Source organism: Nonomuraea sp. NPDC050680 (assembly GCF_040654555.1).
Taxonomy (GTDB): Bacteria; Actinomycetota; Actinomycetes; order Streptosporangiales; family Streptosporangiaceae; genus Nonomuraea.
The window spans coordinates 285,645-310,906 of record NZ_JBFAIF010000009.1 but is presented as its reverse complement, the minus strand read 5'-3'; the positions used below and the strand labels follow the sequence as shown (position 1 = coordinate 310,906).

General features: G+C 71.0%; 24 protein-coding genes and 1 pseudogene. 19 read left to right on the top strand and 6 right to left on the bottom strand.

What is annotated here, in order from left to right; translation table 11 throughout:
• Window positions 1–8 precede the first annotated feature (8 nt).
• Complete coding sequence (locus AB0H88_RS29290) at window positions 9–506, bottom strand: hypothetical protein (protein WP_357649916.1); 498 nt, start codon at window positions 504–506, stop codon at window positions 9–11.
• A gap of 132 nt (window positions 507–638) precedes the next feature.
• Between AB0H88_RS29290 and AB0H88_RS29285 the strand changes: the two genes are divergently transcribed.
• From AB0H88_RS29285 to AB0H88_RS29275, 3 genes are read left to right on the top strand one after another with little or no spacing between them, the layout of a single operon-like run.
• The gene (locus AB0H88_RS29285; RefSeq protein WP_357649913.1) at window positions 639–2,201 is read left to right on the top strand and encodes a GMC family oxidoreductase N-terminal domain-containing protein; all 1,563 of its coding nucleotides are present in this window, start codon (window positions 639–641) and stop codon (window positions 2,199–2,201) included.
• A 36-nt stretch (window positions 2,202–2,237) separates the two neighbouring features.
• A complete protein-coding gene (locus tag AB0H88_RS29280) occupies window positions 2,238–3,656 on the top strand; it encodes an aldehyde dehydrogenase family protein (protein ID WP_357649911.1) in 1,419 nt (472 codons plus the stop codon).
• On the top strand, window positions 3,653–4,807 hold the full coding sequence (locus tag AB0H88_RS29275) for an amidohydrolase (RefSeq protein WP_357649908.1): 1,155 nt from the start codon (window positions 3,653–3,655) through the stop codon (window positions 4,805–4,807). Before AB0H88_RS29280 ends, AB0H88_RS29275 begins: the two co-directional genes overlap by 4 nt.
• 79 nt (window positions 4,808–4,886) lie before the next feature.
• On the opposite strand, the gene AB0H88_RS29270 is transcribed toward AB0H88_RS29275, so the two are convergent.
• Window positions 4,887–5,774, bottom strand: a complete 888-nt coding sequence (locus AB0H88_RS29270) for an enoyl-CoA hydratase-related protein (protein WP_357649906.1) — start codon at window positions 5,772–5,774, stop codon at window positions 4,887–4,889.
• Between the two features lies 1 nt (window position 5,775).
• The gene (paaZ, locus tag AB0H88_RS29265) at window positions 5,776–7,830 is read right to left on the bottom strand and encodes a phenylacetic acid degradation bifunctional protein PaaZ (RefSeq protein WP_357649904.1); all 2,055 of its coding nucleotides are present in this window, start codon (window positions 7,828–7,830) and stop codon (window positions 5,776–5,778) included.
• A gap of 170 nt (window positions 7,831–8,000) precedes the next feature.
• On the opposite strand from paaZ, the gene paaA reads away from it, so the two are divergent.
• From paaA to AB0H88_RS29225, 8 genes and pseudogenes are all read left to right on the top strand, one after another.
• Window positions 8,001–9,041 carry a 1,2-phenylacetyl-CoA epoxidase subunit PaaA gene (gene paaA, locus AB0H88_RS29260; protein WP_357649902.1) on the top strand — a complete coding sequence of 347 codons (1,041 nt, stop codon included), beginning with the start codon at window positions 8,001–8,003 and terminating at the stop codon, window positions 9,039–9,041.
• Window positions 9,038–9,331: a 1,2-phenylacetyl-CoA epoxidase subunit PaaB gene (gene paaB / locus AB0H88_RS29255; protein ID WP_357649900.1), complete on the top strand. Its 294-nt coding sequence runs from the start codon at window positions 9,038–9,040 to the stop codon at window positions 9,329–9,331. Before paaA ends, paaB begins: the two co-directional genes overlap by 4 nt.
• Before the next feature lie 143 nt (window positions 9,332–9,474).
• Window positions 9,475–10,392 (top strand): 1,2-phenylacetyl-CoA epoxidase subunit PaaC, encoded by a 918-nt coding sequence (paaC, locus tag AB0H88_RS29250; protein WP_357649898.1) that lies wholly within the window; start codon window positions 9,475–9,477, stop codon window positions 10,390–10,392.
• Window positions 10,389–10,952, top strand: a complete 564-nt coding sequence (paaD, locus tag AB0H88_RS29245) for a 1,2-phenylacetyl-CoA epoxidase subunit PaaD (RefSeq protein ID WP_357649896.1) — start codon at window positions 10,389–10,391, stop codon at window positions 10,950–10,952. Before paaC ends, paaD begins: the two co-directional genes overlap by 4 nt.
• A 1-nt stretch (window position 10,953) precedes the next feature.
• Complete coding sequence (gene paaE, locus AB0H88_RS29240; protein ID WP_357649894.1) at window positions 10,954–12,045, top strand: 1,2-phenylacetyl-CoA epoxidase subunit PaaE; 1,092 nt, start codon at window positions 10,954–10,956, stop codon at window positions 12,043–12,045.
• Window positions 12,046–12,154: 109 nt separating this feature from the next.
• Window positions 12,155–12,283 (top strand): annotated as a pseudogene (locus AB0H88_RS29235) (3-oxoadipyl-CoA thiolase); the annotation flags it as partial.
• A gap of 92 nt (window positions 12,284–12,375) precedes the next feature.
• On the top strand, window positions 12,376–13,116 hold the full coding sequence (locus tag AB0H88_RS29230) for an enoyl-CoA hydratase/isomerase family protein (protein WP_357649892.1): 741 nt from the start codon (window positions 12,376–12,378) through the stop codon (window positions 13,114–13,116).
• A complete protein-coding gene (locus tag AB0H88_RS29225; RefSeq protein WP_357649890.1) occupies window positions 13,113–13,964 on the top strand; it encodes a 3-hydroxyacyl-CoA dehydrogenase family protein in 852 nt (283 codons plus the stop codon). Before AB0H88_RS29230 ends, AB0H88_RS29225 begins: the two co-directional genes overlap by 4 nt.
• 24 nt (window positions 13,965–13,988) lie before the next feature.
• Here the strand turns inward: AB0H88_RS29225 and AB0H88_RS29220 are convergent, their stop codons facing one another.
• Together AB0H88_RS29220 and AB0H88_RS29215 are read right to left on the bottom strand one after the other, a co-directional pair.
• On the bottom strand, window positions 13,989–14,618 hold the full coding sequence (locus tag AB0H88_RS29220) for a TetR/AcrR family transcriptional regulator (protein WP_357649888.1): 630 nt from the start codon (window positions 14,616–14,618) through the stop codon (window positions 13,989–13,991).
• A 69-nt stretch (window positions 14,619–14,687) separates the two neighbouring features.
• Window positions 14,688–15,227, bottom strand: a complete 540-nt coding sequence (locus tag AB0H88_RS29215; protein WP_357649886.1) for a hypothetical protein — start codon at window positions 15,225–15,227, stop codon at window positions 14,688–14,690.
• A gap of 207 nt (window positions 15,228–15,434) precedes the next feature.
• On the opposite strand from AB0H88_RS29215, the gene AB0H88_RS29210 reads away from it, so the two are divergent.
• From AB0H88_RS29210 to AB0H88_RS29180, 7 genes are all read left to right on the top strand, one after another.
• The gene (locus AB0H88_RS29210; protein WP_357649884.1) at window positions 15,435–15,797 is read left to right on the top strand and encodes a nuclear transport factor 2 family protein; all 363 of its coding nucleotides are present in this window, start codon (window positions 15,435–15,437) and stop codon (window positions 15,795–15,797) included.
• A gap of 194 nt (window positions 15,798–15,991) precedes the next feature.
• Window positions 15,992–16,897: a CHRD domain-containing protein gene (locus tag AB0H88_RS29205; protein WP_357649882.1), complete on the top strand. Its 906-nt coding sequence runs from the start codon at window positions 15,992–15,994 to the stop codon at window positions 16,895–16,897.
• Window positions 16,898–17,032: 135 nt separating this feature from the next.
• A complete protein-coding gene (locus AB0H88_RS29200) occupies window positions 17,033–17,929 on the top strand; it encodes an AEC family transporter (protein ID WP_357649880.1) in 897 nt (298 codons plus the stop codon).
• A gap of 66 nt (window positions 17,930–17,995) precedes the next feature.
• The gene (locus AB0H88_RS29195) at window positions 17,996–18,631 is read left to right on the top strand and encodes an SRPBCC family protein (RefSeq protein ID WP_357649879.1); all 636 of its coding nucleotides are present in this window, start codon (window positions 17,996–17,998) and stop codon (window positions 18,629–18,631) included.
• Between the two features lie 252 nt (window positions 18,632–18,883).
• Complete coding sequence (locus AB0H88_RS29190; protein ID WP_357649877.1) at window positions 18,884–19,360, top strand: hypothetical protein; 477 nt, start codon at window positions 18,884–18,886, stop codon at window positions 19,358–19,360.
• Window positions 19,361–19,440: 80 nt separating this feature from the next.
• Complete coding sequence (locus AB0H88_RS29185) at window positions 19,441–22,407, top strand: AAA family ATPase (protein ID WP_357649875.1); 2,967 nt, start codon at window positions 19,441–19,443, stop codon at window positions 22,405–22,407.
• 116 nt (window positions 22,408–22,523) lie between these two features.
• Window positions 22,524–23,465: a hypothetical protein gene (locus AB0H88_RS29180; protein WP_357649873.1), complete on the top strand. Its 942-nt coding sequence runs from the start codon at window positions 22,524–22,526 to the stop codon at window positions 23,463–23,465.
• Between the two features lie 45 nt (window positions 23,466–23,510).
• On the opposite strand, the gene AB0H88_RS29175 is transcribed toward AB0H88_RS29180, so the two are convergent.
• The gene (locus AB0H88_RS29175; protein ID WP_357649996.1) at window positions 23,511–24,785 is read right to left on the bottom strand and encodes a transposase; all 1,275 of its coding nucleotides are present in this window, start codon (window positions 24,783–24,785) and stop codon (window positions 23,511–23,513) included.
• A 32-nt stretch (window positions 24,786–24,817) separates the two neighbouring features.
• Here AB0H88_RS29175 and tnpA point away from each other — a divergent pair, with 32 nt between their 5' ends.
• Window positions 24,818–25,234 carry an IS200/IS605 family transposase gene (gene tnpA, locus AB0H88_RS29170; RefSeq protein WP_357649871.1) on the top strand — a complete coding sequence of 139 codons (417 nt, stop codon included), beginning with the start codon at window positions 24,818–24,820 and terminating at the stop codon, window positions 25,232–25,234.
• The last annotated feature ends 28 nt before the right edge of the window (window positions 25,235–25,262 follow it).

Below are 25,262 nucleotides of genomic sequence, written 5' to 3'. Positions count from 1 at the left end.
GATCGGAGCTACGTGGCGGACTCGCGCGTGTCCCGGGCGGCCTCGTACTCCTCCAGGAGCGCGTCGAGGCTGCGCACCATGAAGGTGTAGTACTCGTGCATCTCCCGCAGGCGCGCGCCCTGCCGCTCGGGCAGGTCGGCGGCGCGCCGCCGCGCGCTCTCGGCCAGGGTCAGCAGCTCGGTCGTCTGCTCCAGCTGGTGCTGCAGGCAGCCGCTCCAGGCGTCGTCGCGCCATTCGTAGACGTACTGCCGGGAACCCGGCTCCTTGAAGCGCCGGACGGTTCCGCTGACCACCAGCAGGCGCGTCGTCTCCGACACCGAGCCCTTGCTCGCGTTCAGCGCGTCCTGCAGCTCCGCCATCGTCATGGGTGCCTCCCTGAGCATGAGGACACCCGCGGCCCGGCCGGCCATCGGCGGCCAGCCCATCGCCCGGCCGATGTGCAGGCCGAAGTCGTCGATCAGGGGATTCACAGCGCCGAGACCATCGTCGCCGACGGGGCTGGACACCACCGGACTCCCATCGCTCAGAAAAAAATGAACTTTCACTATTGACTGAACTTTCCGCTGGGGGGCAGTCTACCGGCTAACAGCGGTTCGGGCATGACTGGAGCCGCGCTGCCTGAATGCTGGAGGTTCGCCGTGACAGGCACGGGCTGGGACATCATCGTCGTGGGAGCCGGTTCGGCCGGCGCGGCACTCGCCGTCCGCTCCGCCGAGCGGGGCAAGCGCGTCCTGCTTCTGGAGGCCGGGCCCGACTACCGGTCGGCGCAGATGCATGAGGCGTGGCGGTCGCCGAACCCCGTCCGCGCGCTGCTGGACCCCAGCGCCACCGAGGGTCTGGTCTGGATGGGCGTCAACTCCTCCCGGACCGAGAAGCAGGCGCAGGCGCCGTACTGGCGCGGGCGCGGGGTGGGCGGCAGCTCGTCGATCAACGGGCAGATCGCGATCCGCCCGCCGATGGAGGACTTCGACGACTGGGCCGCGGCGGGGTGCGCCGGGTGGTCGTGGCGGGACGTGCTGCCCTACTTCGCGAAGCTGGAGGACGACGCGGAGTTCGGAGACGAGCCGTACCACGGGCGTGGCGGGCCGACACCGATCTTCCGGATGCCTCGGGAGCGGTGGGGGGCGGTGGACTCCGCCCTGTCGGCCGCCGCCCTGGCCGCCGGACACCCGTGGGCGCCGGACGTGAACGCGCCCGGGGCGAGTGGGGTCTCTCCTTACCCGATCAACTCGCGCGCCGGGCGCAGGGTCACGGTCAACGACGGCTACCTCGAACCGGGCCGGTCCCTGCCCGGCCTCACCGTACGCGGCGGAGCCCTGGTGGACCGGGTCGTCTTCGCCGGCGACCGCGCCGCCGGCGTCCGGGTGATCGTGGACGGGACGGCGACGACCGAGTACGCGGACGAGATCGTGCTCAGCGCGGGCGTCATCCACTCCCCCGCGATCCTGCTGCGGTCGGGGATCGGCCCGGCCGCCGACCTGCGGCGGCTGGGAATCACGGTACGGCGGGACCTGCCGGTCGGCCTCGGCATGCAGGACCATCCGATGATCGTCGTCGAGCTGCCGCTGACCGCGTCGGCCGCCATCAAGACGGCCGACGACCGCCACACCAATGTCTGTGTCCGTTACACCAGCGGTCCCGGGAGTCCGCCGCACGACATGATGTTCGTCTCGCTGAACCAGAACGTGCTGTCCATGGAGGCCGCCGACACCCGGTTCCCGGCGGGCGGCTTCGGCGTGTGGCTGAACCAGAACCATTCGCGCGGCGTACTGACGCTGACCTCCGCCGACCCCGAGGCCCAGCCCGAGGTACGGGAGCGGATGCTGTCGGACGCCCGCGACCTGGAGCGGCTGCGCCAGGGGGTCCGCGCCCTGGTCGAGATGGCGCGCGGTCCCGAGGTCGCCTCGATCCTCGACGGCTCGGTCGAGGGCCGGAACAGCCGCCTGTTCGCGGTGCTGGACAACGACAGCGAACTCGACGACCACCTCCTGGCCACCGCGGTGGACGCCCAGCACGGCACCAGCACCTGCCGGATGGGCGCGGCCGGCGACGCCGCCACGGTGGTCGATCCGTCGTGCCGCGTGCTCGGCGTCGACGGGCTGCGCGTGGTCGACGCGTCGATCTTCCCCTCCGTCCCACGGGCCAACACCAACCTGGCGGCGATCATGGCCGGCGAGCTCATGGCCGACCGCCTCGGCTGAGCCCGCCCCTACTTACTCGGCAAGGAGCACCATTTCGTGAAGACCCTGCAGAACCTGATCGGCGGCATATGGGAGGACTCCCGTGGTGACGCGTTCCACGACGTGATCGATCCGGCGACCGAAGAGGTCGTCGGCCGCTCCCCCGCCGGCTCACCGGAGGACGTCCGCCTGGCCGTCGACGCGGCCGTCCAAGCGCAGCCGGCCTGGGCGGCGCTGCCGGTCGCCGAACGCGTGGAGCGCCTGTCCCGGTGGGCGGACACGATCGCCGAGCACGCCGAGGAGCTGGCGGAGCTCGAATGCCGGGAGATGGGCAAGCCCGTCGCGCTCGGCCGGACCTTCATCGGGGGCGCGGCGCACGGATTCAAGGCGGCGGTGGCCGAGGCCCTGGACTATCCGTTCGAGGAGACCGTCGCCGGTCCGGGCGGGAGCACCACCACGATCCTGCGCAAGCCGCTCGGCGCCACGGCGGTCATCGTGCCGTGGAACTTCCCGGTGCCCATGGCGCTGGGAGCGCTCGGCCCGCTGCTGGCGGCGGGCAACACCGTCGTGTTCAAGCCGTCCGAGCGCTCCCCGATGTCGGCGGTACGGCTGCTGGAGCTGATGGACCTGCCGGCCGGCGTGGTGAACCTGGTCCTCGGCGACTCCCGGGCCGGTGCGCCGCTGGTCGCGGAGGAACGGATCGGGCTCGTCCACTTCACCGGCTCGGTCGAGGCCGGACGCCGGGTCGGCGCGGAGAGCGGGGCCCTGCTGCACCGGGCGATCCTCGAACTCGGCGGCAAGGACCCCGTGGTCGTCGACGCGGGAGTCGACCCGGCCGCGACCGCCGCGGCGGTCGCGTTCGGCGCGTTCGCCAACTCGGGCCAGATCTGTACGTCCATGGAACGCCTCTACGTGCACCACGACATCGCCGAGGCGTTCGTCGACGCCCTCGTCGACGCGGCCGGCGGTTACACCCTGGGAGACGGGCACGACGAGAGTACGGTGCTGGGCCCGCTGGTCGACCGGCGTCAGCGCGACATCGTGGACCGGCACGTCACCGACGCCGTCGAACGCGGCGCCACCGTCCGCACCGGCGGGACCGTGCCCGAGGGCAAGGGCTTCTTCTACCCCGCCACCGTGCTCACCGGCGTGGACGACTCCATGCTGGTCATGACCGAGGAGACCTTCGGCCCGCTCGCCCCGGTCATGGTCGTCTCCTCCTTCGAGGAGGGGCTGGAGAAGGCCGCCGGAACGCGCTTCGGCCTCGCGGCCACCGTGTACACCAATGACCCGGCGCACATGGCCGCGGCTCGCGACATCCCCGCCGGAGTCGTGTGGGTCAACCAGTGGCAGGGCGGCGGGCCCGAGCGTCTGTACGAGCCGGCCGGTGACAGCGGCATGGGGGCGACCGGGTCCCGGGCCGCCTACGACGCGGCCACCCGCCCCGTCTCGATCCACACCGCCCCAGCCGCGTGACGGCCGGCGCCAAGCGGCATGCGGCGGACGCGGTCGGCACCTGGAGCAGCCGCCTGATCGAGCTGTCCCATCGCATCCACTCCCACCCCGAGCCGGCCTTCGAGGAGACGCGGGCCAGCGCGTGGGTGGCGGACGCGCTGAGCGCCGCCGGTTTCGACGTCCAGCACGGCTGCTACGACCTGCCCACCGCCGTCCGGGCGAGCGTGGGAACGGGTCCGCTGCACATCGGGATCTGCGCCGAATACGATGCCCTGCCCCAGATCGGGCACGCCTGCGGGCACAACATCATCGCCGCCGCCGCGGTCGGCGCCGCGGCGGGGCTGGCCGGGCTGGCCGACGATCTCGGGCTGACGGTGACCGTCCTCGGCACTCCGGCGGAAGAAGGCGGCGGCGGCAAGATCCTCATGCTGGAGCGCGGCGCGTTCGCGGAGCTCGACGCGGCGATGATGGTCCATCCCGCCGCCGTCGAGATGGAGGCGATGCCCGGCTCGGCCGTCGCCCAGTTCGACCTCTCCTACCGCGGGAAGCCCGCCCATGCCGGCGCGTACCCTGAGCTGGGCGTCAACGCGGCCGACGCGATGACCGTCGCGCAGGTGGCGATCGGGCTGCTACGCCAGCAGACGAGCGCCGGTGACCGCGTCCACGGCATCGTCACCCAGGCCGGCACCGCGCCGAACATGATCCCCGACGCCAGCCACGGGCGGTGGATCGTCCGGGCCGCCACGCTGGAGGCCCTGGCCGAGCTCAAGCCACGCGTACGGCGCTGCTTCGACGCGGGAGCGCTGGCCACCGGGTGCGAGCTGACGATCACTCCCCTGGCTCCCGACTACGCCGATCTGCGGCCCGACGCGGGGATGCTGCGGCTCTACCGGGCCAACGCCGAGGCGCTCGGGCGCGTCTTCCCGGTACTGCCCGGCGGCGCCCCGGCCGGCGCGGCCACGGACATGGGCAACGTCTCCCATGCCGTCCCCAGCATCCACCCCATGCTGGGGCTGGACTGCCTGCCCGCGGTCAACCATCAGCCCGAGTTCACCGCGGCCTGCGCCACTCCGGCCGCCGACAGAGCGGTCCTGGACGGCGCCACCGCCATGGCGTGGACCGCCATCGATCTCGCCTGCGCCGCCTCCGCTCAGCGGGTCTCCCACGGCTGAGCCCCAGTCCGGGAGCCCGCGTTCGCCCCGGTCACCTCACTGGTGACCGGGGCGAACGCCGTACCGGAGAGGCGCGAGCTCAGCGCCCCTCGAAGACGGGCTCGCGCTTGGCGAGGAACGCCTCCACCGCTCCGGCGTGGTCGGCGGTCCGGCCCAGCCGTGCCTGGGCGCGCGCCTCGGCCGTGAACACCGTCCCGAGGTCGCCGTCCCAGGACTGCGCGATCAGCCGCTTGGACGCGGCGTAGGCGGCGGTCGGCCCGGCCGCGAGCCGGGCCAGGAGCTCACGGCCCGCCGTAGCGACGTCCGCGCGTGGGAGCACGCGGCCCGCGATCCCCCACGCGACGGCCTGCTGAGCGGTGAAGGACTCGCCGAGCAGGACGAGCTCCTTGGCCCGGGCCTCGCCGACCGCCCGGGTGAGCGTCGTGGACAGCCCGGAGTCGCACGTCAGCCCGATCCCGGTGAACGCCGTCGCGAAGACGGCCTCCTCGGCGAGAAGGCGCAGGTCGCAGGCCAGCGCGAGGGCCAGCCCCGCGCCGACGCACGTACCGTTGACGGCCGCGACCACCGGCTTGCCCATCGTGGCCACGAGCCGGACGATCGGCGCGTAGTCCTCCTCGACCGTGTCGAACGCGTGCGCCGCGTCAGCACGGAGGGCGGCCGCGTGCTCGGCGAGGTCCTGACCGACGCAGAAGGCGCTGCCCGCGCCGGTCAGCAGTACGGCGCGGACGGCGTCGTCGGACGCGGCCTCCTCGAGTGTCCGGCGCAGCGCCGTCTTCATCCCGGCGTCCAGCGCGTTGCGGCGATCCGGGCGGTTCAGGGTGAGAACGGCCACGGCGCCGTCACGCTCGAAGGTGACCGGGGTCTCGTCACGGTCGAGGGTGACCGGGGTCTCGTCACGCTCAAGGGTGGCCGGGGTCTCATCACGCTCACGGGTGGCCGGGGCCGCGTCCTGGCTCGGTCCGGACATGTCAGGCCTCCGGCGCGGACGTCGCCGGCCAGGTCTTGGCCACGAGGGTCAGCACGTCGTAGGTGGCGACCGCCTGGCCGTCCTGATTGGTCACGACGGCGTCCCAGCGGACCTCGCCGTAGTCCGCGCCACCGCGCGGGGTGATCTGCTTGACGGTCAGCGCCACGTCGATCGCGTCGCCGGGCTTGACCGGGGTGAGGAAGCGCAGTCCGTCGACGCCGAAGTTCGCCAGGACCGGTCCGGGCGCCGGGTCGACGAAGAGCCCGGCGGCCAGGGACACGACGAGGTACCCGTGGGCGACGATGCCGCCGAACAGCGGGTTCCGCGCGGCGGCCGCGGCGTCGGTGTGCGCGTAGAAGGTGTCCCCGGTGAACTCGGCGAAGTGCTCGACGTCCGCGAGCGACACCGTCCGCGGCGCGGAGGCGATCGTGTCGCCCACGCGCAGCTCCGCCAGCGACTTCCGGAAGGGGTGCACGCCGGACTCGACGCGTGCGGAACCCGTCGTCCAGCGTCCGGTGATCGCGGTGAGCCGGTCCGGGGAAGCCTGTACGGCCGTGCGCTGCATGTGGTGCAGAACCCCGCGGACGCCGCCGAGCTCCTCACCGCCGCCGGCCCGCCCGGGACCGCCGTGGACGAGGACGGGCAGCGGCGAACCGTGCCCGGTGGACTCCCCGGCGTCGTCCCTGTCCAGAACCAGGACGCGGCCATGCCACGGCGCCAGCCCGAGTACGACGGACCGCGCGACCTCCGGGTCGTGGGTGACGACGGAGGCGACGAGGCTCCCCTTGCCCCGGGCGGCGAGGGCGATCGCCGCCTCGACGCCGTCGTAGGTGAGCACGGTGCTCACCGGGCCGAACGGCTCCACGTCGTGCGGCTCGCCGGCACCGGGACGCGCGCGCAGCACGAGCGGGGTCATGAAGGCGCCGCGCTCGGGGTCGCCGTCGAGCAGTGCCCCGCCCTCGAGGTCGCCGAAGACGACTTCGGCACCCGCCCTGAGCGCCTCGACGGCCTTGCGCACTTCGTCGCGCTGGGCGAGACCGGCCAGCGGGCCCATCCGCACGTCCGGGTTGCGCGGGTCGCCGACGCTCACCTTCGCCAGGCGGGCGGCGAGCGCGTCGAGCACCTGGTCGGCCATCGCCTCGGGGACGAGCACCCGGCGGATGGCCGTGCACTTCTGCCCCGCCTTGACCGTCATCTCGGTGACGACGCCCTTGACGAACAGGTCGAATTCCGGATCGTCCGGCAGTACATCCGGTCCGAGGATCGAGCAGTTGAGCGAGTCCGCCTCGACGCCGAGCAGGACGCCGCCGTCGAGCACGTTCGGGTGGCGGCGCAGGAGGCCCGCCGTGTGCGCCGAGCCGGTGAAGGCGACGGAGTCCTGGACCGTCAGCTCGTCGAGCAGCCCGCCCGCGCCACCGGCGACGAGCTGGAGCGTCCCCTCGGGCAGGATCCCCGACTCGATGATCAGCCGGACGGCGAGTTCGGTGAGGTACGCGGTCTGGCTCCCGGGCTTGACGATCGACGGCAGCCCGGCGAGGAAGGCCGGGGCCAGCTTCTCGAGCATGCCCCAGACCGGGAAGTTGAAGGCGTTGATCTGCACCGCGACACCCGGCCGCGAGGTGTAGAGGTGCTGGCCGACGAAGGTGCCGCCCTTGCCCAGGCGTTCGAGGCCGCCGTCGAGGAACACCGTGTCGTTCGGCAGCTCGCGGACCCCCTTGCTCGCGTAGCTGAACAGGGTGCCGATGCCGCCGTCCACGTCGACCATCGTGTCCCGCGAGGTGGCTCCGGTGCGTACGGACAGTGCGTAGAGCTCCTCCTTCCGCGCGATCAGGTGCTTGGCCAGGGCCTTCAGCAGAGCCGCCCGCTCGTGGAAGGTCAGGGATCGCAGCGCGGGGCCGCCGATGTCGCGGGCGTGCCGGACCATCGCGGCGACGTCCAGCCCACGGCTCGAGATTCGCCCGACCTCCTCACCCGTGGCGGCGTCGAGCAGGGGTTGCCCGTCGTCCGCCGCCCGGAACCATCGTCCGGCGGCGTAGCTCTCCAGCAGCGCGCTCACGCTGTCTCCTCTCTGCGGTTCTGCGGTTCCGCGGTTGGCGGGGGGCGTCGGTCCTCTAGAACATTCCCCATCACCGCGGACTGTTGCGCGGGACCCCCGACGCATGCGATGGTATTACTGACCGAGCGATAAGTAAATAAGACCGATGTCCCCGATGCCTCGGAGGAAAGATGACCACGACTCCGGCGGAGCCGGAACTGGAGGAGCGGCTGCAGGCCGGGTTCGACGCGACCATCGCGCGTAACGACCGGATCGAGCCCCGCGACTGGATGCCGGACGACTACCGCAGGACGCTCGTCCGCCAGATCGCCCAGCACGCGCACTCCGAGATCATCGGCATGCAGCCCGAGGGTGCCTGGATCGGACGCGCTCCATCCCTGCGCCGCAAGGCCATCCTCCTGGCCAAGGTGCAGGACGAGGCCGGGCACGGCCTCTACCTGTACTCGGCGTGCGAGACCCTCGGCGTCTCCCGCCTCGAGCTGACCGAGCTGCTGCTGGCCGGCCGGCAGAAGTACTCCTCGATCTTCAACTACCCGACACTGTCCTACGCCGATGTCGGCACGATCGGCTGGCTCGTCGACGGAGCCGCGATCTGCAACCAGGTGCCGCTCTGCCGTACGTCTTACGGACCGTACGGCCGCGCCATGATCCGCATCTGCAAGGAGGAGTCCTTCCATCAGCGGCAGGGCTACGAGCTGCTCATGACGATGATGCGCGGCACCGACGCCCAGCGCGCCATGGTCCAGGAGTCGGTCGATCGGTTCTGGTGGCCGTCGCTCATGATGTTCGGGCCGCCGGACGGCGAGTCCCCCAACAGCGCGCGGTCGATGGCGTGGGGCGTCAAGCGCAACTCCAACGACGAGCTGCGCCAGCGGTTCGTCGACATGACGGTCCCGCAGGCCGACGCGCTCGGGGTGCGGCTGCCCGACCCCGACCTACGCTGGAACGAGGAGCGCGGGCACCACGACTTCGGCGACCCGGACTGGGCGGAGCTCGCCGCGGTCATCCGCGGGGACGGGCCGTGCAACGCCGAACGTCTACGCCACCGCCGCACCGCCCACGAGGACGGCGCCTGGGTACGCGAGGCGGCCTCGGCGTTCGCGAGCCGATCCGCCGAGGCGAGCGGCTCGATGCCGGCGTCTCCGGGCCGATCCCCCGAGGTCGCCGCCTCGCCGTCGGCGGGCCCATCTGACGAGGCCGGTGCCCGATGAGCGCCGACCGGCGGGAATGGCCGCTCTACGAGGTGTTCGTCCGGGGCAAGCGCGGGCTCAACCACGTCCACGTCGGATCGCTGCACGCTCCGGACGACGCGATGGCCCTGCGGCACGCGCGCGACGTCTACACGCGGCGCAATGAGGGCGTGAGCATCTGGGTCGTACGGGCCGACGCCATCACGGCCTCCAGCCCGGACGAGAAGGACCCTCTGTTCGCGCCGAACGGCGACAAGGTCTACCGGCACCCGACGTTCTACGAGATCCCTGACAACGTGCCGCACATGTGACCCGGCCGACCGCTCCCTCGCCCATCCAGCCCGCCCTGATCCATTCAGTCCACTCCAGTCCAGTCCACTCCAGTCCACTCCAGTCCACTCCAGTCCACTCCAGTCCACTCCAGTCCACCGACACGTCCGGAAGGCGGACCACCATGAGCGACGAGCACGGCAGCGTCTTCGACGGCCTGATCGGCGGGGATTCCGCGCAGTGGGCGTTCGGCACCGATTTCGAGGACCCGCTGGCCGGCGTCGACACGACGGTGCCCGACGGCGTCGACCACGCCGAACTCGCCGCGTACTGCCTCATGCTCGGCGACGACGCGCTGATCATGTCGCACCGCCTGTCCGAGTGGTGCAGCCGGGCGCCGGACCTCGAAGAGGACATCGCGCTGGCGAACATCGCCCTCGACCTCCTCGGGCAGGCACGCCTGCTCCTTGCGCGGGCGGCCGCCGCCGACCCCGGCGTCGTACCGGCCCTCCCGGAGGGCTCGCCGGTGCCCGCGGAGGACGCGCTGGCGTTCTTCCGCGACGCCGGGCGGTTCGGCAACGTGCGCCTCGCCGAGGTGGCCAACGGCGACTTCGCGCACGTCGTCGTCCGTCTGCTGCTGTTCTCGGTGGCCCGGCTCGCGCTGCTGGAACGGCTGCGCGCGAGCACCGACACGGTGCTGGCCCACGTGGCGACCAAAGGCGTCAAGGAGCTCACCTACCACCGGGACTGGGCGGCCCGCTGGTTCCTCACCCTGGCGCGAGGCACCGAGGAGTCGCGCCGCAGGCTTGTCACCGCCCTCGGCGACCTGTGGCCGTACCAGCCCGAGCTGGTCACCGCGCACCCCGTCGAACTCTCACTCGCGCGAGCCGGGGTCGGCGTCGACCCCGCTGCCCTCCGCGGCGAGGTGGACGGGGTCCTCGACCAGGTGCTCGCCATGAGCGGCGTCGCCCGCCCCGACCTTCCGCCCCTGGCGGGCGACGGCGGACGGACAGGTCGGCACGGCACGCACACCGAGGCCCTCAGCGACTTGCTCGCCGAGATGCAGGTGGTCGCCCGCGCACACCCGAGCGGGCGCTGGTGAGCGCCCGAGACCGCGCCGTCGAGATCACCGGGGCTGAGCGGGTACGGGCAAGTGGGCGCGAGCGGGCAGTCGAGGTCGCCGGGCAGGTGCGTGACCCTGAGATGCCGATGCTGACCCTCGCCGACCTCGGGGTGCTGCGCGGGGTCGACGTCGAGCGGACGACGGACGGCGACGAGATCGTCGTCGCCTCGATCACCCCTACCTACACCGGCTGCCCGGCCATGGGCACCATGCGCGACGACCTGGTCCACCGGTTGAACGACGCGGGATTCCCCCACGTCGAGGTACGCGTCGTGCTCGACCCGCCCTGGTCGAGCGACTGGATCTCCGAGCGGGGCCGGGCCGCCCTGCGCGAGGCCGGGCTGTCGGCCCCCGGCGCCGCCCGCCGGCCGGCCGGGCCGGTGGCGCTCACGCTCGGACCGCCGCGGCTCGCCCCGGCCTGTCCGCGCTGCGGTTCGACGGCCACCCGCCTGGTCTCCGAATTCGGCGCCACCGCCTGCAAGGCCCTCTACAGCTGTACCGACTGCCTTGAGCCGTTCGAGCATGTCAAGGAGATATGAGATGAGCACGCTCGCGCCCGGCCGCGCGACGACCCGGGCATCCGCCGCTTTCCACGCGCTGACCGTGGCGGCGGTCGACCACCTGTGCGAGGACGCCGTGGCGATCACGTTCGCGGTGCCCGAGGAACTGCGCGAGGTGTACGACTTCCGGGCCGGGCAGTCGCTCACCCTCCGCCGCTTCGTGGACGGCCAGGAGCACCGGCGGACCTACTCGATCTGCGCACCGGCCGGGTCCCCGCCGCGTATCGGGGTCCGCGAGATACCGGACGGGCTCTTCTCCTCCTGGCTCGTCCACGAGGTGGTGCCGGGAACGCTGATCGAGGTGCAGGCTCCGACCGGCTCCTGGCGGGCCGACCCGGCGCTGGGAGAGCGGCACCTGTGCGTCGCCGCCGGGTCGGGCATCACCCCGATGCTGTCGGTCGCCTCGACGGTGCTGGCCCATCCCGGCGCCCAGGTCTCGCTCTTGTACGGCAACCGGACGAGTCGTACCGTGATGTTCGCGGAGGAACTCGGCGACTTGAAGAACCGGTACGGTCCCCGGCTCCAGGTCGTCCACGTGCTGTCGCGCGAGCCACGCGAGGTCGAGCTGTTCTCTGGGCGGCTCGACGGCGACCGGCTGCGTCGCCTGCTGACCCAGCTGCTTCCGGTTGAGGCCTTCGATCACGTCTGGTTGTGCGGACCGCTGCGCATGGTCGAGGACGCGCGGGCCGTACTCACCGAACTCGCCGTCCCCGCACGGAACGTCCACGTCGAGCTCTTCTACGTCGACGCGCCCCCGCCGGCGCCGCGGCGAGACGACAGGATGATGACCGGCGCGAGCAGCGTGCTGACGACGGTGCTCGACGGCCTGCGTACGACATCGACCGTCTCCCGGGAGGCGACGCTCCTCGACGGCGCCCAGGCGACGCGGGCCGACCTGCCGTTCGCCTGCAAGGGCGGTGTCTGCGGGACGTGCCGCGCCGTCGTCCGCGAGGGTGAGGTGGACATGCGCCGTAACTACGCCCTCGAAGAGTCCGAGGTGGCGGCCGGGTTCGTCCTGACCTGCCAGACGTTTCCCGTCAGTGGGAACGTCACGGTCGACTACGACGCCTGACCATGTTTCGCTGCCCGACGTCGCTGTCACAGCCTGACGTTCCTTTCGCTGCCCGCTGTTCCATTCGCTAGCCGATGTTCTCTTCGTTTCCCGATCACAGGAGCTCTTCGTGACCGAAGCCTTCGTCGTCTCCGGCGTACGGACACCGACAGGCCGCTACGGCGGCGCGCCGGCCCACGTCCGCCCCGACGACCTCGCCGCCCTCGTCGTGGGAGAGGCCGTCGGCCGGGCGGGGATAGATCCCGGTCTCGTCGATTCCGGAGGCCGGCGCGGGCCGGCGACCATGTGCGCCGGTGTCGGGCAGGGCAGCGCTGTCCTGGTGGAGCGGTCATGACGCTGATCGTCGAAGAAGGCGCCGACCGGGTCGTGTGGCGGCTCAACAGACCCGAGGTCCGCAACGCGATCGACCGCGAGCTGGTCACCGCGCTCCACCAGGCGTGCGCCGCTGTCGAGGAGGAGCCGCGCGTCGTACTCCTGACCGGCGAGGGGCCGGCCTTCGCCGCCGGAGCCGACATCGCCCAGCTCCGCGAGCGGAACCGGGACGACGCGCTGCGGGGCATCAACTCGAAGATCTTCGACCGGATCCACCGGCTGCCGATGCCGACCGTGGCCCTCATCGACGGGTACGCCCTGGGCGGCGGGGCCGAGCTCGCCTACGCCTGCGACTTCCGCATCGGCACACCGCGGGCGCGGATCGGCAACCCGGAGACGGACCTCGGCATCGTCGCGGCGGCCGGCGCGGCCTGGCGCCTCGCCGAGCTCGTCGGGGAACCCCTGGCCAAGGAGATCCTCCTCGCGGGGCGTGTTCTCACGGCTGAGGAGGCGCGGGCGGTGTACCTGCTCAACGACGTCGTGGAGCCCGAAGACCTGCTGGCCGCGGGACATCGGCTCGCCGACCGCATCACCGCGCGGGCACCGTTGGCGACGCGGCTGACCAAGGCCGTCTTCCACGCCCCGCGGGCCGCGCACCCGTTCGTCGACGACGTCGCACAGGCGGTCCTGTTCGAGACGGAGGAGAAACACACTCGTATGACGGCATTCCTGAACCGGCGACAGGAGCGCAGCTCATGACCGGCGACGCCCTGCCACGGACGGTGGGTGTCTTCGGCGGTGGGCGGATGGGGTCCGGGATCGCGCACGCCTTTCTGGCCTCGGGCAGCCACGTGATCGTCGTGGAGAACGGCCCCGAGGCGGCTGACCAGGCCAAAGCCCGGGTGGACGACAGCCTGGCCAAGGCCCACGCGAAAGGCAGGCTCGGTGTCCCGCTCCCGGACGCCCTGGCCCGGCTGCGGACGACGACCGATCCGGGCGAGCTGGCCCCGTGCGAGCTCGTCGTCGAGGCGGTTCCGGAGGACGCGGCGCTCAAGGCCGAGGTGCTCGCCCTGGTCGAGCGGCGGGCGCCGGAGGCGGTGCTCGCCTCGAACACCAGCAGCCTGTCGATCGGCGGGCTCGCCGCCGGGCTGGCCTCGCCGGGCCGCTTTCTCGGGCTGCACTTCTTCAACCCCGTCCCGGTGAGCGACCTCGTCGAGATCGTCACCGGGCCCCGCACCGAGCCGGCGCTCGTGACGCGGGCACAGGAGTGGGTGACGGCCCTCGGCAAGACACCGATCACCGTCGCGGACTCGCCGGGTTTCGCGAGCAGCCGCCTCGGCGTCTGCCTGGCGCTCGAGGCGATGCGGATGCTGGAGGAGGGCGTCGCGAGCGCGGCCGACATCGACACGGCGATGACCCTCGGCTACCGCCACCCGATGGGCCCGCTGCGGACGACCGACGTGGTCGGACTCGACGTGCGGCTCGCGATCGCCGAACACCTGGCGCGCGAGCTGGGACCCCGTTTCGAGCCGCCGCGGATCCTGCGCGACCTCGTCACCGCCGGGCACCTGGGCCGCAAGACGGGCCAGGGCTTCTACACGTGGTGAGCAGGCAGGCGCGCTCGCGCGGGGTCAGGCCTGGTGGCGGGCCAAGCCGTCGAAGGCGATGACGGTGATGGCGTCGGCGACCGTCGCCGCATCGTACACACCGTCCGGGCGATACCACTCGACCAGCGAGTTCACCATGCCGAACAGCAGCCGGCTCACGAGCGTCGGCGGCACGTCGTCGCGCAGGGAGCCCTCCGCGACGGCCTCTGCGACGAGCGCGGCGAGGCGGTCGTCGAGCCAGCGCCGCCGCTCCAGGGCGGCCAGCTCGATCCCGCTGTTGCCGCGCACCCGAAGCAGGAGCGTGACGGAGGGCTGGTGTGCCACGAGTACCTCGACGCTGCGCCGCACCACCTCACGCAGGCGTTCGTAGGCCGTCGCCCCGGCCCGGTCGCCAGAGGCCGCGGTCACGACGGCGGTGAGCTCGTCGAGAGCGTCGTCCAAAGCCTGGCTGAGCAGTTGCTCCTTGCTCGTGACGTGGTGGTAGATGGCCGGCTTCGTCAGTCCGAGCTCCTTGGCCAAATCTCCCATGCTCGTGGCGTCGTACCCCTTGCGGTTGAACAGCTCCACGGCGGTACGCAGGATCGCGGCCTGGTCGTAGCCGGGACGGCCACGACCACGACGCGGGGTCGGCTCGGCGGGCTCGGTCGTCGTCACGCATGAAGGATCTCACGGCAGATCAGGCGCCCTGATGGTTGCCTTGTCCCCTGACGGCCGGCCGCGCGCTCATACCGGGAAGTCCTTGGGGTTGATCGAGGTGGTCCGCGCGTTGCCGCCCCTGATCGGGTTGAGGGTCAGGGTCCAGACGCTCCTCGAGGTGGCGGTCGTGGTGAACCTCAGCCGATCGTTGAATCGCTGGTACACGGCGCTCTGGCTGAACCTGCCCTTCGACGTCCTGAACCGGGAGCCGGTGGTGAAGTAGACCCGGTACGTCCCGTCCCTGACGTCCCTGACGCTGGCGCTGGATCTGGCGCGGACGTAGATGCTGATCGCCTTCGTCCTGCCCTTGACGAGAGTGACGACGCCGTCCCTCGAGGTGCCGTTCTTGATCTTGAGAGTGCCCTGGCCGCCGCTGACGCGGTCGTAGAGGATCTTGCCATTGCCGGGACGCGCCGCGGCCGAGCCGGCCGCCTGAGAAACCGAAGCGACGGTACGCTCGCCGACCGCCGTGGCGGCGGCCGGGGAAGCGGTCAGCAGGCCACCGGCCAGCGCGACGGCCGCGACGACACCGGTGCGTAATGGGGTTCCTTCGAGAAGTCTCTTCACCGTGAATCTCCTTGAGGGTCGCACGATCAGACCAAACATAGATCGCCTATCCGTTATTCACCAGGACGCAGGAATTTGTGACGGTAGATACGCGTGGGCCAGCAGTCGTACAGCGATGAGACAACCACCTTTGCGATAGTTGCGCATGGCGCTTGATTCCGTATCGTCCCCACCAGCGGCCCCGACGACCACGTAAGGATGATCGGCATGTCCGACGATGCGGTACGACGCGTTTTCCAGGTGGTCGACTCATTCGACCCCGACAAGTTCGCCCAGTTGCTGGCCGAGGACGCCACGTTGGTGTTCGGCAACGCCGAGCCGACGGTGGGACGCGAGGCCATCGCCGCCGGGCTGCGGACGTTCTTCTCCACCATCGGCGGCCTGCGGCACCGGATCGTCAGGAGCTGGCAGGTGGACGCCGACACCATCGCCGAGACCGAGGTCACCTACCGGCGGCTGGACGGCAAGGACGTCGGCGTCGCGGCCGTGTCCGTCTGGCACACCCGCGACGACGGCCTGATCTCGGACTACCGCATCTTCATCGACCTCGCACCCGTCTACGCGGCTTAGTCAGGTCGGATCTCTCGCCGTGCGAGATCGCTATAAGCGGCGTGCTCCTTTACGACGTAAATCAATATCATCGGTGCTTTTCCTATGCGTATTTCTCCACATTCCGTCGTTGAACCCGGCTGCTGCCGCACCCCGTACAACCGTGCGTCAACACCGCTATGAGCCTCACCCTCGAGGCGCCCGAAAGGTTCATCATGACGAAGCGCATCCTCACCGTCCCCGGCCTGGTTCTCGCCACCGCTCTGGTCGCGGGTGGCCTCGCGCCCGCCGCGGCGCAGGCGAGTACGAGCTCCGATGTCTACCTGGCCGCCTCGCTGCTGGGCAAGAACGAGGTGCCCGCGGCGGGCGCGAAGGTCGGCGACAAGAACGGCAGCGCGATCGCCGTCTTCCATATCCACGGTAACCAGGTCGATTACGCCATTCGCTGGCAGAACATCGCCGCCCCGACCGCGTTCCACATCCACCAGGGCAAGGCGGGCAAGAACGGCGACGTCAAGATCCCGTTCTTCGGCCAGGCGCTGCCCGGCAGCCTGAGCGCCGTGAAGGGGACCGTCAAGGTCAGCGACTCCGGCCTGCTCGACCGGATCAAGAACAACCCCAAGAAGTGGTACGCCAACCTGCACACCGGCGAGTTCCCCGGCGGTGCCGTCCGCGGCCAGCTCTACAAGATCCGCCCGGTGGCGCTCGAGTCGGTGCTGGCGAACGGCTCGCACTCCACACTCACCGCCTCGGCCGACGGCCGCCAGGAGGTCCCGGCGCCCGGTACGAAGGTCGGCGACAAGGACGGGCGGGCCGCCTGGCTCGTCTGGGTCAAGGGCGCCCAGGTGCACTTCGCCACCGCCTGGAAGAAGATCGTCGCGCCGTCGAACGGGCACATCCACCGCGGCAAGAAGGGCAAGAACGGCCCCGTGGTCGTGAACTTCTTCAGCGACGCCAACGGCCTGCCCGCCGGGATCAACGGCATCGCCGGCGCGGCGAGCACCTCCGCCAAGGTCGCCGGCGGGATCAGGCACAACCCGAAGAACTGGTACGTCAACCTGCACACCGGTGAGTTCCCCGGCGGCGCGGTGCGCGGCCAGCTCCACGGCGGCGGCTGGTAAGACCTCCGATACCGCGCGGGCCGGCCGACCAGGGCCGGCCCGCGCGGTGCGTCTCTGTCGACCGCGCCGCTGACCAGGACTCTCCAGGACTACCCGCCCTCGGCGCGCGGTCCGGCGATGGGTACGGTGTGTCCAATGCTTACGGTAGTGACGGCGTTCACCCCCATCTGGATCATCGGCGCTCTCGGGTGGCTGACCGGGCGTTTCCGGGTGGCGAGCGGACAGTTCCAGCAGGCGCTCACGGGGTTCACCTTCACCATCGCGATGCCCGCAGTCCTGTTCACCACGCTGAGCCGTACGCCGCTCAGCCAGATCCAGCCACGCCCACTGCTCGCCTTCGCGATCAGCACCGTCGTCGTCGGCGTGCTCGCGCTCGTGACGCTCCGTGGCAAGCTGCCCGACCGGGTGATCGGGGCGATGTCGTCGGCCTACGTCAACGCCGGCAACCTCGGCATCCCCATCGGCCTGTACGTCCTGCACGACGCGACCTTCGTGGTGTCGGTGCTGATCTTCCAGGTGCTGGTGATGTCTCCGCTGATCTTCCTGGGCTTGGGCGTCGAACGCTCCTCCCTGCTGGCCCCGCTGCGGATGCCGATCGTGGTGGCCTCGGTGCTCGGCCTGGGCATGTCCGCCCTCGGCTGGCGCCTGCCCGAACCCGTGATGCGACCGCTGGACCTGCTGGGTGGCGCGGCGGTGCCGCTGGCGCTGTTCGCGCTGGGCATGTCGCTGAACGGCTCGACCGTCGCCTGGCGCCGGGTCGCTCCGGTGGTGACGCTCAAGCTGCTGGTCCAGCCGCTGGTGGCCTTCCTGGCCGGACGGTTCCTGCTCCATCTCGACGGCCATGCGCTGTTCGCGGCCGTCCTGTTCGCCGGGCTGCCCACCGCGCAGAATACTTACGTCTACGCCGCCGAGTACGGGCGGCCCACCGAACTCCCCCGCGACACCATCCTGGTCTCGAGCGTCCTGTCGCTGGCCACCCTCTCGGTGATCGCCGTGCTGGCCGAAAGCGCGGGCGCGCTCGCTCCCAAGTGATCGCTATCCGGCGATCTTTGCGGTAGAAGGTACTCGTATCATCGAACTCAGCTCCATGAGGTACCTGTGTCGAGACTTCTGCGCCTGTTAACCGCCCCGCTGCTCATCGTGACCCTCGTCCTGACCGGCACCCCGGCCCGCGCCGACAGCGACCCACTGCTCGCCACCCAGTGGCAGCTCGCCTGGGACACCTACCGGTTCTACGAGCACCTGACCGGCCCCCTCCCCGTGGACGGCCGGACCGCGGTCACCCGTGACCTCCCGATCGACATCGACGCCCCCCTCGACCACGTCTTCGCGGCCTACTCCGACATCAACCACCACCTCGGCCTGCACCCCTTCTTGAAGCGCGTCGCCACCCACGCCGACTACGTCCAGGACGGCCTGCGCTACGTCAACTTCACGGCCGTCGAGGACGTCCCGGTCACCGACGGAGTGCCCGTCACCGCCAACACGCACGCCCAGCAGCGCCTCCACCCCGCGGAGTACTTCTACGAGACCGACACTTGGACCATGCCCAACGTCGTCACCCACCAGCGGATCGACTTCACCGACCTGGGCGGCGGCCAGACCCGGGTGACCGAGCACCTCACGTTCGAGGCGAACATCCTGCTCATCGACTTCACCGTGACCAACGGCGTCTCCTCCCACCAGCAGACCCAGGTAGCGCTGAAGGAGGCCATCGAGAGCGGCCGGCTGTGACGGGCCGGACGGTCACCAGGGCGACTGTGGAACCCGCGACGGCCCTCATCGCCGCCCAGGCAGCCCACGAACAGCGACTGAGCCGACTCCTCCTCATCGAGCGCCCACGACCGGCTTCGCGGGCGACATTACGCTCGTGCGCGGGCCGAAAGGGCTCCACCTGCCGTTAATCCCTAGTGCCTGGACCGATAACCAAATTTCGGGCATGCTTGTCGAGATCATCAGTCAAGTGGCCTATGAAGGGACAATCAGGTGAGAATGCCGACAAAGGCGGCAATCTTTACGGCGGCACTCTGCCTCAGCGGTGTCATAGCCAGCCCAGCGAACGCCGCCGCGGCGGCGAGCCCGGAGAGCATCTGCGGCTCCGGTTACGCGCGCATCGCCGGCGGCACGCAGCCGGTCAAGACCTCGAGCGGCCGCCGCTACGGCACGGTCTACCTGCTCTACAACCGCGGCAACGGCTACAACTGCGTGGTCACGGTCAAGTCGAGCTTCGTCGGCACGAAGACCCCGGTCACCGCCGAGCTCACGATCATGGCCAAGCCGATCAAGGACACGAAGCAAGACCCGATCGTGCGCTCTGACCGCGGCAACTTCAAGTCCTACGCGGGACCGGTGAAGTACTGGGCCCAGGGCAGGTGCGTGAAGTTCTGGGGCACGATCAAGCCGCTCGGCCACGACCCGGCCGTCGCCCGCGGGGGCCGTCAGGGATGGGGCAACTGCGGATAAGACCGCGATGGCGCCTCCGTCTTACCGAAGGCCTGTCGAGGTTCCATACTGACTCCCTGACATGATCGTCGGGAGGCCGGATGTTGTACGGACGTGGGGCCGAGCAGGCTGAGATCGACGCGCTGCTCGAAGCCGCAGAGGCCGGACGCAGCGGCGCGGTCCTCGTCAAGGGCGAGACCGGCATCGGCAAGTCGGCGCTCCTCGGCTACGCGGCCGGGCGGGCCGCCGGCTGGCCGGTGCTGCGCACGCTGGGAGTGGAGTCGGAGACCGAGCTGCCGTTCGCCGCTCTCCATCTGCTCCTGCGGCCGGTGCTCGGGCATGCCGAGCGGTTGCCGCCCGGCCAGGCGGCGGCGTTGCGCGGCGCGATCGGGGCGGCGCCCTCTGAGGTGGCCGACCGGTTCCTCGTCGGGCTGGCCGCGCTCACGCTGCTGTCCGATCTGGCGGGCGACGGGCCGATCCTGTGCCTGGTCGACGACGCGCAGTGGCTCGACGACGCCTCCGCCGACGCGCTGCTGTTCGCGGCCAGGCGGCTCGACGCCGAGCGGGTGGTCATGCTGTTCGCCCTCCGGGACGGCGCCGCCACCCCGCGCCCTGGGGCGATGGCCGCGCCCGGACTGGCCGAGCTGCGGCTGGGCAGGCTGGAGGCGGCGGTCGCCGAGGAGTTTCTGGCCGATCGGGCTCGCGACCTGGCACCACAGGTGCGGCGCCGGGTCCTCGACGAGGCGGCGGGCAACCCGCTGGCACTGATCGAGTTCGTCGCCGTACTGACTCCTGAGCAGCGGGCGGGCCGGTTGAGCCCGCTGCCGTTCGCGGGCGAGTCGGGGCCGCTGTCGCACCGGGTGCGGGCCACGTTCGAGGCTTATATCGACCGTTTTCCCGAGCCGGCCAGGGCGGCGCTGCTCGTCGCGGCGGCCGACGACACCGGGGACCTGGACCTGATCCTGCGGGCCGCCGCCCGTCTCGGCGCGACGGTCGCGGACCTGGCGCTCGCCGAACGCGAGGAGCTGATCGAGCTCTCGGCGGCCGGGCTGTCGTTCCGGCACCCGCTGATCAGGAGCGCGGCCTACCGTGGCGCGCCGTACTTCCGCCGGGTCGCGGCCCACCTGGCGCTGGCGGAGTCGCTGAGCGACCAGACGGGCAAGTGTCTGGGTGACCCCATGGGCAGACCCCTGAACAACTGGACGGCCGCGTCTCTGGACGATCAGGCGGCCGAATCGCTCGATGGCCAGGCGCGGGCCGATCGGCGGGCCTGGCATCGGGCCGCCGCCGCGACCGGCCCGGACGAGAAAGTCGCCGGGGAGCTGGAACGCGCCGCCTTACGGGCGCGCGACCGGCAGGGGACGGCCGCCGCGTCCGTGGCGTACGAGCGGGCCGCCGACCTCACCGCCGACACCGCCCGCACGGCGCGCAGACTGATCTCGGCGGCGGAGCTGGCGGTCCAGGCGGGTCAGCTGAAGCGGGCCGCCAGGCTGGCCGACCGGGCGGCGCCGCTCGCCACGACGCTCGCCACGACCCCGGCCGAGCTCGCCTGCCTCGCCCAGGTACGTGCCTGCGTGGAGATGGAGCAGGGCTCGCCGAGCGCGGCGGGCCGGATCCTGGCCGAGGGCGCGGATCACGTACTGACCGCCGACCCCGCGCTCGCGGCCCGCATGCTGGCCGAGGCGATCCGTTACGCCTCCGTCGCCGCCGACCCCAAGCTCGCCCGCGACGCCGACCGCCGACTCAGCGCACTCGCGCTGCCGGTGTCACCTCCGCTGCCGGCTCCCCTGCCGGCAAGGCCGCAACCGCCGCAACCGGAAGAGCCGCGACCACCGCAGGCAGAAGGATCGCAGCCGCCGCAGCGACAAGAGCTCCCATCACCGCAACCGGAAGAACCGCGACCACCACAGCCCCCAAGGCCCGGCGTGCTCGCGGCCGGGATGGCGGTGATGGCGCGGCTCGTGGAGGGGCGGGTCGTGGCGGACCTCTCCCCCATCCGCGCGGCCGCCCGGCTCGCGCGCGACTCCCCCGACCTGCTGCCCCTCGCCGCGTCGCTGAGCATCGTCGCGGGCGACGAGGTGACGGCCCACGGACTGGCCGAGTCGCTGGTCGCCCGCTGTCGCGAGCACGGACTGATCGGCGTGCTCCCCCAGGCGCTGGCGCTGCTCGCGCAGGCCCAGATGCTGCGCGGCAGGCACCGCGAGGCGTCGGCCGCCGCGTCGGAGGCGCTGACCGTCGTCGCCGACATCCACCAGGCGCACCGGTCCGGGCACCTGCACGGCCTGCTGGCCTGGCTGGCCGCGGTCGGCGGTGAGGAGGAGCGCTGCCTGGAGCTGGCCGCGAAGGCGGAGGGCGACGTCGAGGCCACCCGGGCGCTCGCCGCCTGGGCGCTCGGTCTGTCCCAGCTGGGCCAAGGCAGGGCCGGGGCCGCTCTCGACCATCTCCATGCGGCGGGCGACCGCCATCCCGTGGTCGCGCTCTGCGCGGCGCCCGACCTGGTCGAGGCGGCGGTCCGCGCCGGACGGGCGGACCTGGCGGAGGGGGCGGCGGCCAGGTTCGAGGGTTGGGCGGCCCTTGTGGAGCGCCCGTGGGCGGACGCGATCGCCGCCCGGCTCAGGGGGCTGCTGGCCGAGGGTGACGAGGCGGGCGGGCACTTCGCGCGGGCTGTGGCCGTACCCGCCGACCAGCCGTTCCAGCAGGCGCGCAACGAGCTGCTGTACGGCGAGTGGCTCCGGCGCGCGCACCGCCGTTCGGACGCGCGGCGGTGGCTGCGCGCCGCCTTCGACGCGTTCGACGCGCTCGGCGCCGCACCGTGGGCCCGCCGCGCCCACGGCGAGCTGGAGGCGGCCGGCGCGGCCGCCGTGTCCAGGAGCGGCGGCCGGCTCGACCGGCTGACGCCGCAAGAGCGTCAGGTGGTACGGCTGGCGGCGACCGGGCTGTCCAATCGGCAGATCGGCGCGCGGCTGTTCCTCAGCCCGCGTACGGTGGGACATCATCTGTACAAAGCGTTTCCCAAGCTCGGTGTGGCTTCCCGAGCCCAGCTCGGCGACCTCGACCTAAGTGAGTGACCGCGGCTACTTAGTCGCGAGCCCGCATGACCGGCCAGGCGCCGCGCGCCGACCGATTCGCGGATGATCGCCCGCGCTTTACCGTGCTTCCGACCTCACGGAAACGGAGCGCGTGGATGCACAGATTCATCAGATCCGGCTTATCCCTGCCCCTGGTCGGAGTCCTGGTCGCGGCCGCCCTCATCGCCACGGCGCCGGCGGCCGCCGCCGCGCCGGCGCGCGAGGACGGGCACCGGGTCACCCTCCTGGTCCACGGCTTCGACCGTGAGGCCGACACCAACTGCGCCAGCAGCTGGAAGGACGCCAAGAACCTGCTGAACGCCAACGGCTGGGGCGAGGCCCGCACGTTCGGCTACTACAACAAGGCTACCAACTGCGACATCAGATATCAGGGCACCACCGACTCCCGCATCCAGGAGATCGGCCGCCAGTTCGCGTGGACCGTCTACTACTTCTACTCCAGCCATGACACGGCGATCGACGTCGTGGCGCACTCCATGGGCGGCCTGGTCGCGAAGGCCGCGATCGAGGGCGTCAACAGGTACGGCGTGGGCAAGACGCCGCCCGATCTGAGCGGGCTGACCGTCGATCTGAACAACATCGGCGCGGCCGGGTGGCCCAGCGGCTGGCCCCCGTACCTGTACATCGAGGACATGGTCACGCTCTCCACGCCGCACCAGGGCATCGGCAGCGCGCTGGTGACCGCGTGCGCCCTCACCCACGAGCAGTGCAGCGACATGCGCCCCGGCAGCGGCTTCCTGAGCTGGCTGTCGAAGCAGCCACTCTCCCAGATGGGCACGGACTACACCTTCCTCGCCTCGAACCACGACGACACGGTCAGCGTCGATTCGGCGACCAACAAGCGCACTGCCCATCATTGGGCGGTCTATGACAAGAACGCGGAAGGCGGGACGCTGAGCCACACCGCCATGCGGACGACCTCGACCGGCGCGTGGCAGGCCTCGTGGGGCGGGCAGCGGAGCGAGGCGGGGTCGGGTTCGTACCCCGCGCCGCTCCTGCAGACCATGGACGGCCTGTACAACCAGCAGAGCCATTGACCTCCTCCCCGGCTTGAAGGCCGGGGATTCTTCCCATCGCACCACTTACGCGGCGTGTGGGGGTTGACGCTTCGCAGACCGGGCAGTCCCGAGGTCTCCACGTCCTGACACCGCTGGTCCAGCGGCGTTGCCGATGTTGATGGCAGCGTTGATGTCGGCGTGGCCGACCCATCCGCATGTGGGACTGGTGCACGCGAACACGGTTTTGGCGCGGGCTGCCGGGTCGCGGTGCCCGCACCGATGGCAGGTCTGTGATGTGCCGGGCGCGGGAACCCTCACCACCTGACCACCCCGATCGCGGGTTTTGTACTCCAGCAGGGTGACGGTCCGGCCCCATGCCTGTCCGGCGATCGCCCGGTTCAATCCGGCTTTCTGCGCGACGTTCTTGCCGGGTGCTTCGATGGTGCCTTTCGCGGAGGCGAGCATGTTGGTGATCTTCAGGTCTTCCACCGCGATCATGCCGAAGGTATCGGCGAGGTGCGTGGTGATCTGATGCTGCCAGTCGGTGGCCCGGCGCTTGGCTTTCGCGCGCAGTCCCGCGATCTGGTCGTAGGTATGGTTCTCCCGGTTGGAAGGGCGGGTCTTCTTCGGCCGGGTCACGCGTTGGCGGGCGCTCTTGTTCTCCAGGCGGCGCAAACGCTTCCGTTCGCCGCTGGTGAGCCAGGGGCCGTGTTCACGTGTAGTGCCGTCCGACAGGGCCAGGGCGACGTTGACACCCCGGTCGATTCCCACGCTGGGGCCCGGGTGCGGAGCGGGGGCCGTGACCTGAGTTTCGGTGCGGAACACCAGGTGCCAGCCGTCGGCCTCCTTGACCAGTCGTGCCCCCGTGAGCCTGCCGGTGGGAGCGTTCTTCCCGATGCCGGGAAGGTTCTTGGTCCACCGGAACTTGATCCTTCCGATCATCGGGATGGTGGCCGCGCCCCATCCGGCAGACAGGCGGCAGATCCGCATGTTCCGGACCTGCGGCACGTCAACCGCCAGCCGTGCCCGTCTCTTCGACTTGAACGTTGGCCGGTCGGCGGGGTGGTCAGGGTTGAAGAAGTTCTCCCACGCTTGGCGGTAGGTCTTCAGAACCGCCTGGGCGGCCTGAGCGGGGAGCACGGCCAGGAACGGGAAGTCGGCGCGGGCTTGGCGGATCGCTTGATCGGCCTGGGCCAGGCGCGGGCGCCGGCCGGGGAAATGCGTCCAGTAGGCGTGCAGGCAGTTCCACACGGTGATCGCGGCCGACGCCTGCTGGTCCAGCAGCGTGGACTGGGCGCGGGTCAGGTCCAGGCGGGTTTTATGCCCACGCCGCCGCTTGACCACCTCTTGGCCGACCATGACCGCCACCATACCCGATCTAGAATTGGGTTATGGCCGAATACAGCGATATCAGGACCGGCAGACACTGTGTTTTCCTCCTCCACGCCCATTTGGTTTTCGTGACGAAGTTCCGGCACCGAGTGTTCACCGACACTCACCTGACCCGTATGGAAGAGATCATGAGGGACGTGTGCGCCGACTTCGAAACCCAGCTGACCGAGTTCAACGGCGACAACAACCACGTCCATCTCCTGGTCAACTTCCCGCCCAAGGTCGCCCTATCGAAACTGGTCAACAGCCTCAAAGGCGTCTCCTCGCGGCGGATGCGCCAGGAGTTTCCCGAGCTGGCCGCCCACTACTACCGGGCCAACAAGCTATGGTCGGGCTCGTACTTCGCCGGGAGTGTCGGTGGCGCACCACTCTCGACCGTGCACCAGTACATCGAGCAGCAGAACCAGCCGGTCTGACCGTGGTGACGCCGCTCCGCCTGGCGGC

Bases quoted from the DNA above. Each gene is read 5' to 3' on its own strand.
- AB0H88_RS29270 (WP_357649906.1), bottom strand. From the start codon at position 5,774: ATGTCCGGACCGAGCCAGGACGCGGCCCCGGCCACCCGTGAGCGTGAT.
- paaA (WP_357649902.1), top strand. From the start codon at position 8,001: ATGACCACGACTCCGGCGGAGCCGGAACTGGAGGAGCGGCTGCAGGCC.
- paaB (WP_357649900.1), top strand. From the start codon at position 9,038: ATGAGCGCCGACCGGCGGGAATGGCCGCTCTACGAGGTGTTCGTCCGG.
- paaC (WP_357649898.1), top strand. From the start codon at position 9,475: ATGAGCGACGAGCACGGCAGCGTCTTCGACGGCCTGATCGGCGGGGAT.
- paaE (WP_357649894.1), top strand. From the start codon at position 10,954: ATGAGCACGCTCGCGCCCGGCCGCGCGACGACCCGGGCATCCGCCGCT.
- AB0H88_RS29230 (WP_357649892.1), top strand. From the start codon at position 12,376: ATGACGCTGATCGTCGAAGAAGGCGCCGACCGGGTCGTGTGGCGGCTC.
- AB0H88_RS29225 (WP_357649890.1), top strand. From the start codon at position 13,113: ATGACCGGCGACGCCCTGCCACGGACGGTGGGTGTCTTCGGCGGTGGG.
- AB0H88_RS29210 (WP_357649884.1), top strand. From the start codon at position 15,435: ATGTCCGACGATGCGGTACGACGCGTTTTCCAGGTGGTCGACTCATTC.
- AB0H88_RS29205 (WP_357649882.1), top strand. From the start codon at position 15,992: ATGACGAAGCGCATCCTCACCGTCCCCGGCCTGGTTCTCGCCACCGCT.
- AB0H88_RS29200 (WP_357649880.1), top strand. From the start codon at position 17,033: ATGCTTACGGTAGTGACGGCGTTCACCCCCATCTGGATCATCGGCGCT.
- AB0H88_RS29185 (WP_357649875.1), top strand. From the start codon at position 19,441: ATGTTGTACGGACGTGGGGCCGAGCAGGCTGAGATCGACGCGCTGCTC.
- AB0H88_RS29180 (WP_357649873.1), top strand. From the start codon at position 22,524: ATGCACAGATTCATCAGATCCGGCTTATCCCTGCCCCTGGTCGGAGTC.
- AB0H88_RS29175 (WP_357649996.1), bottom strand. From the start codon at position 24,785: ATGGTCGGCCAAGAGGTGGTCAAGCGGCGGCGTGGGCATAAAACCCGC.
- tnpA (WP_357649871.1), top strand. From the start codon at position 24,818: ATGGCCGAATACAGCGATATCAGGACCGGCAGACACTGTGTTTTCCTC.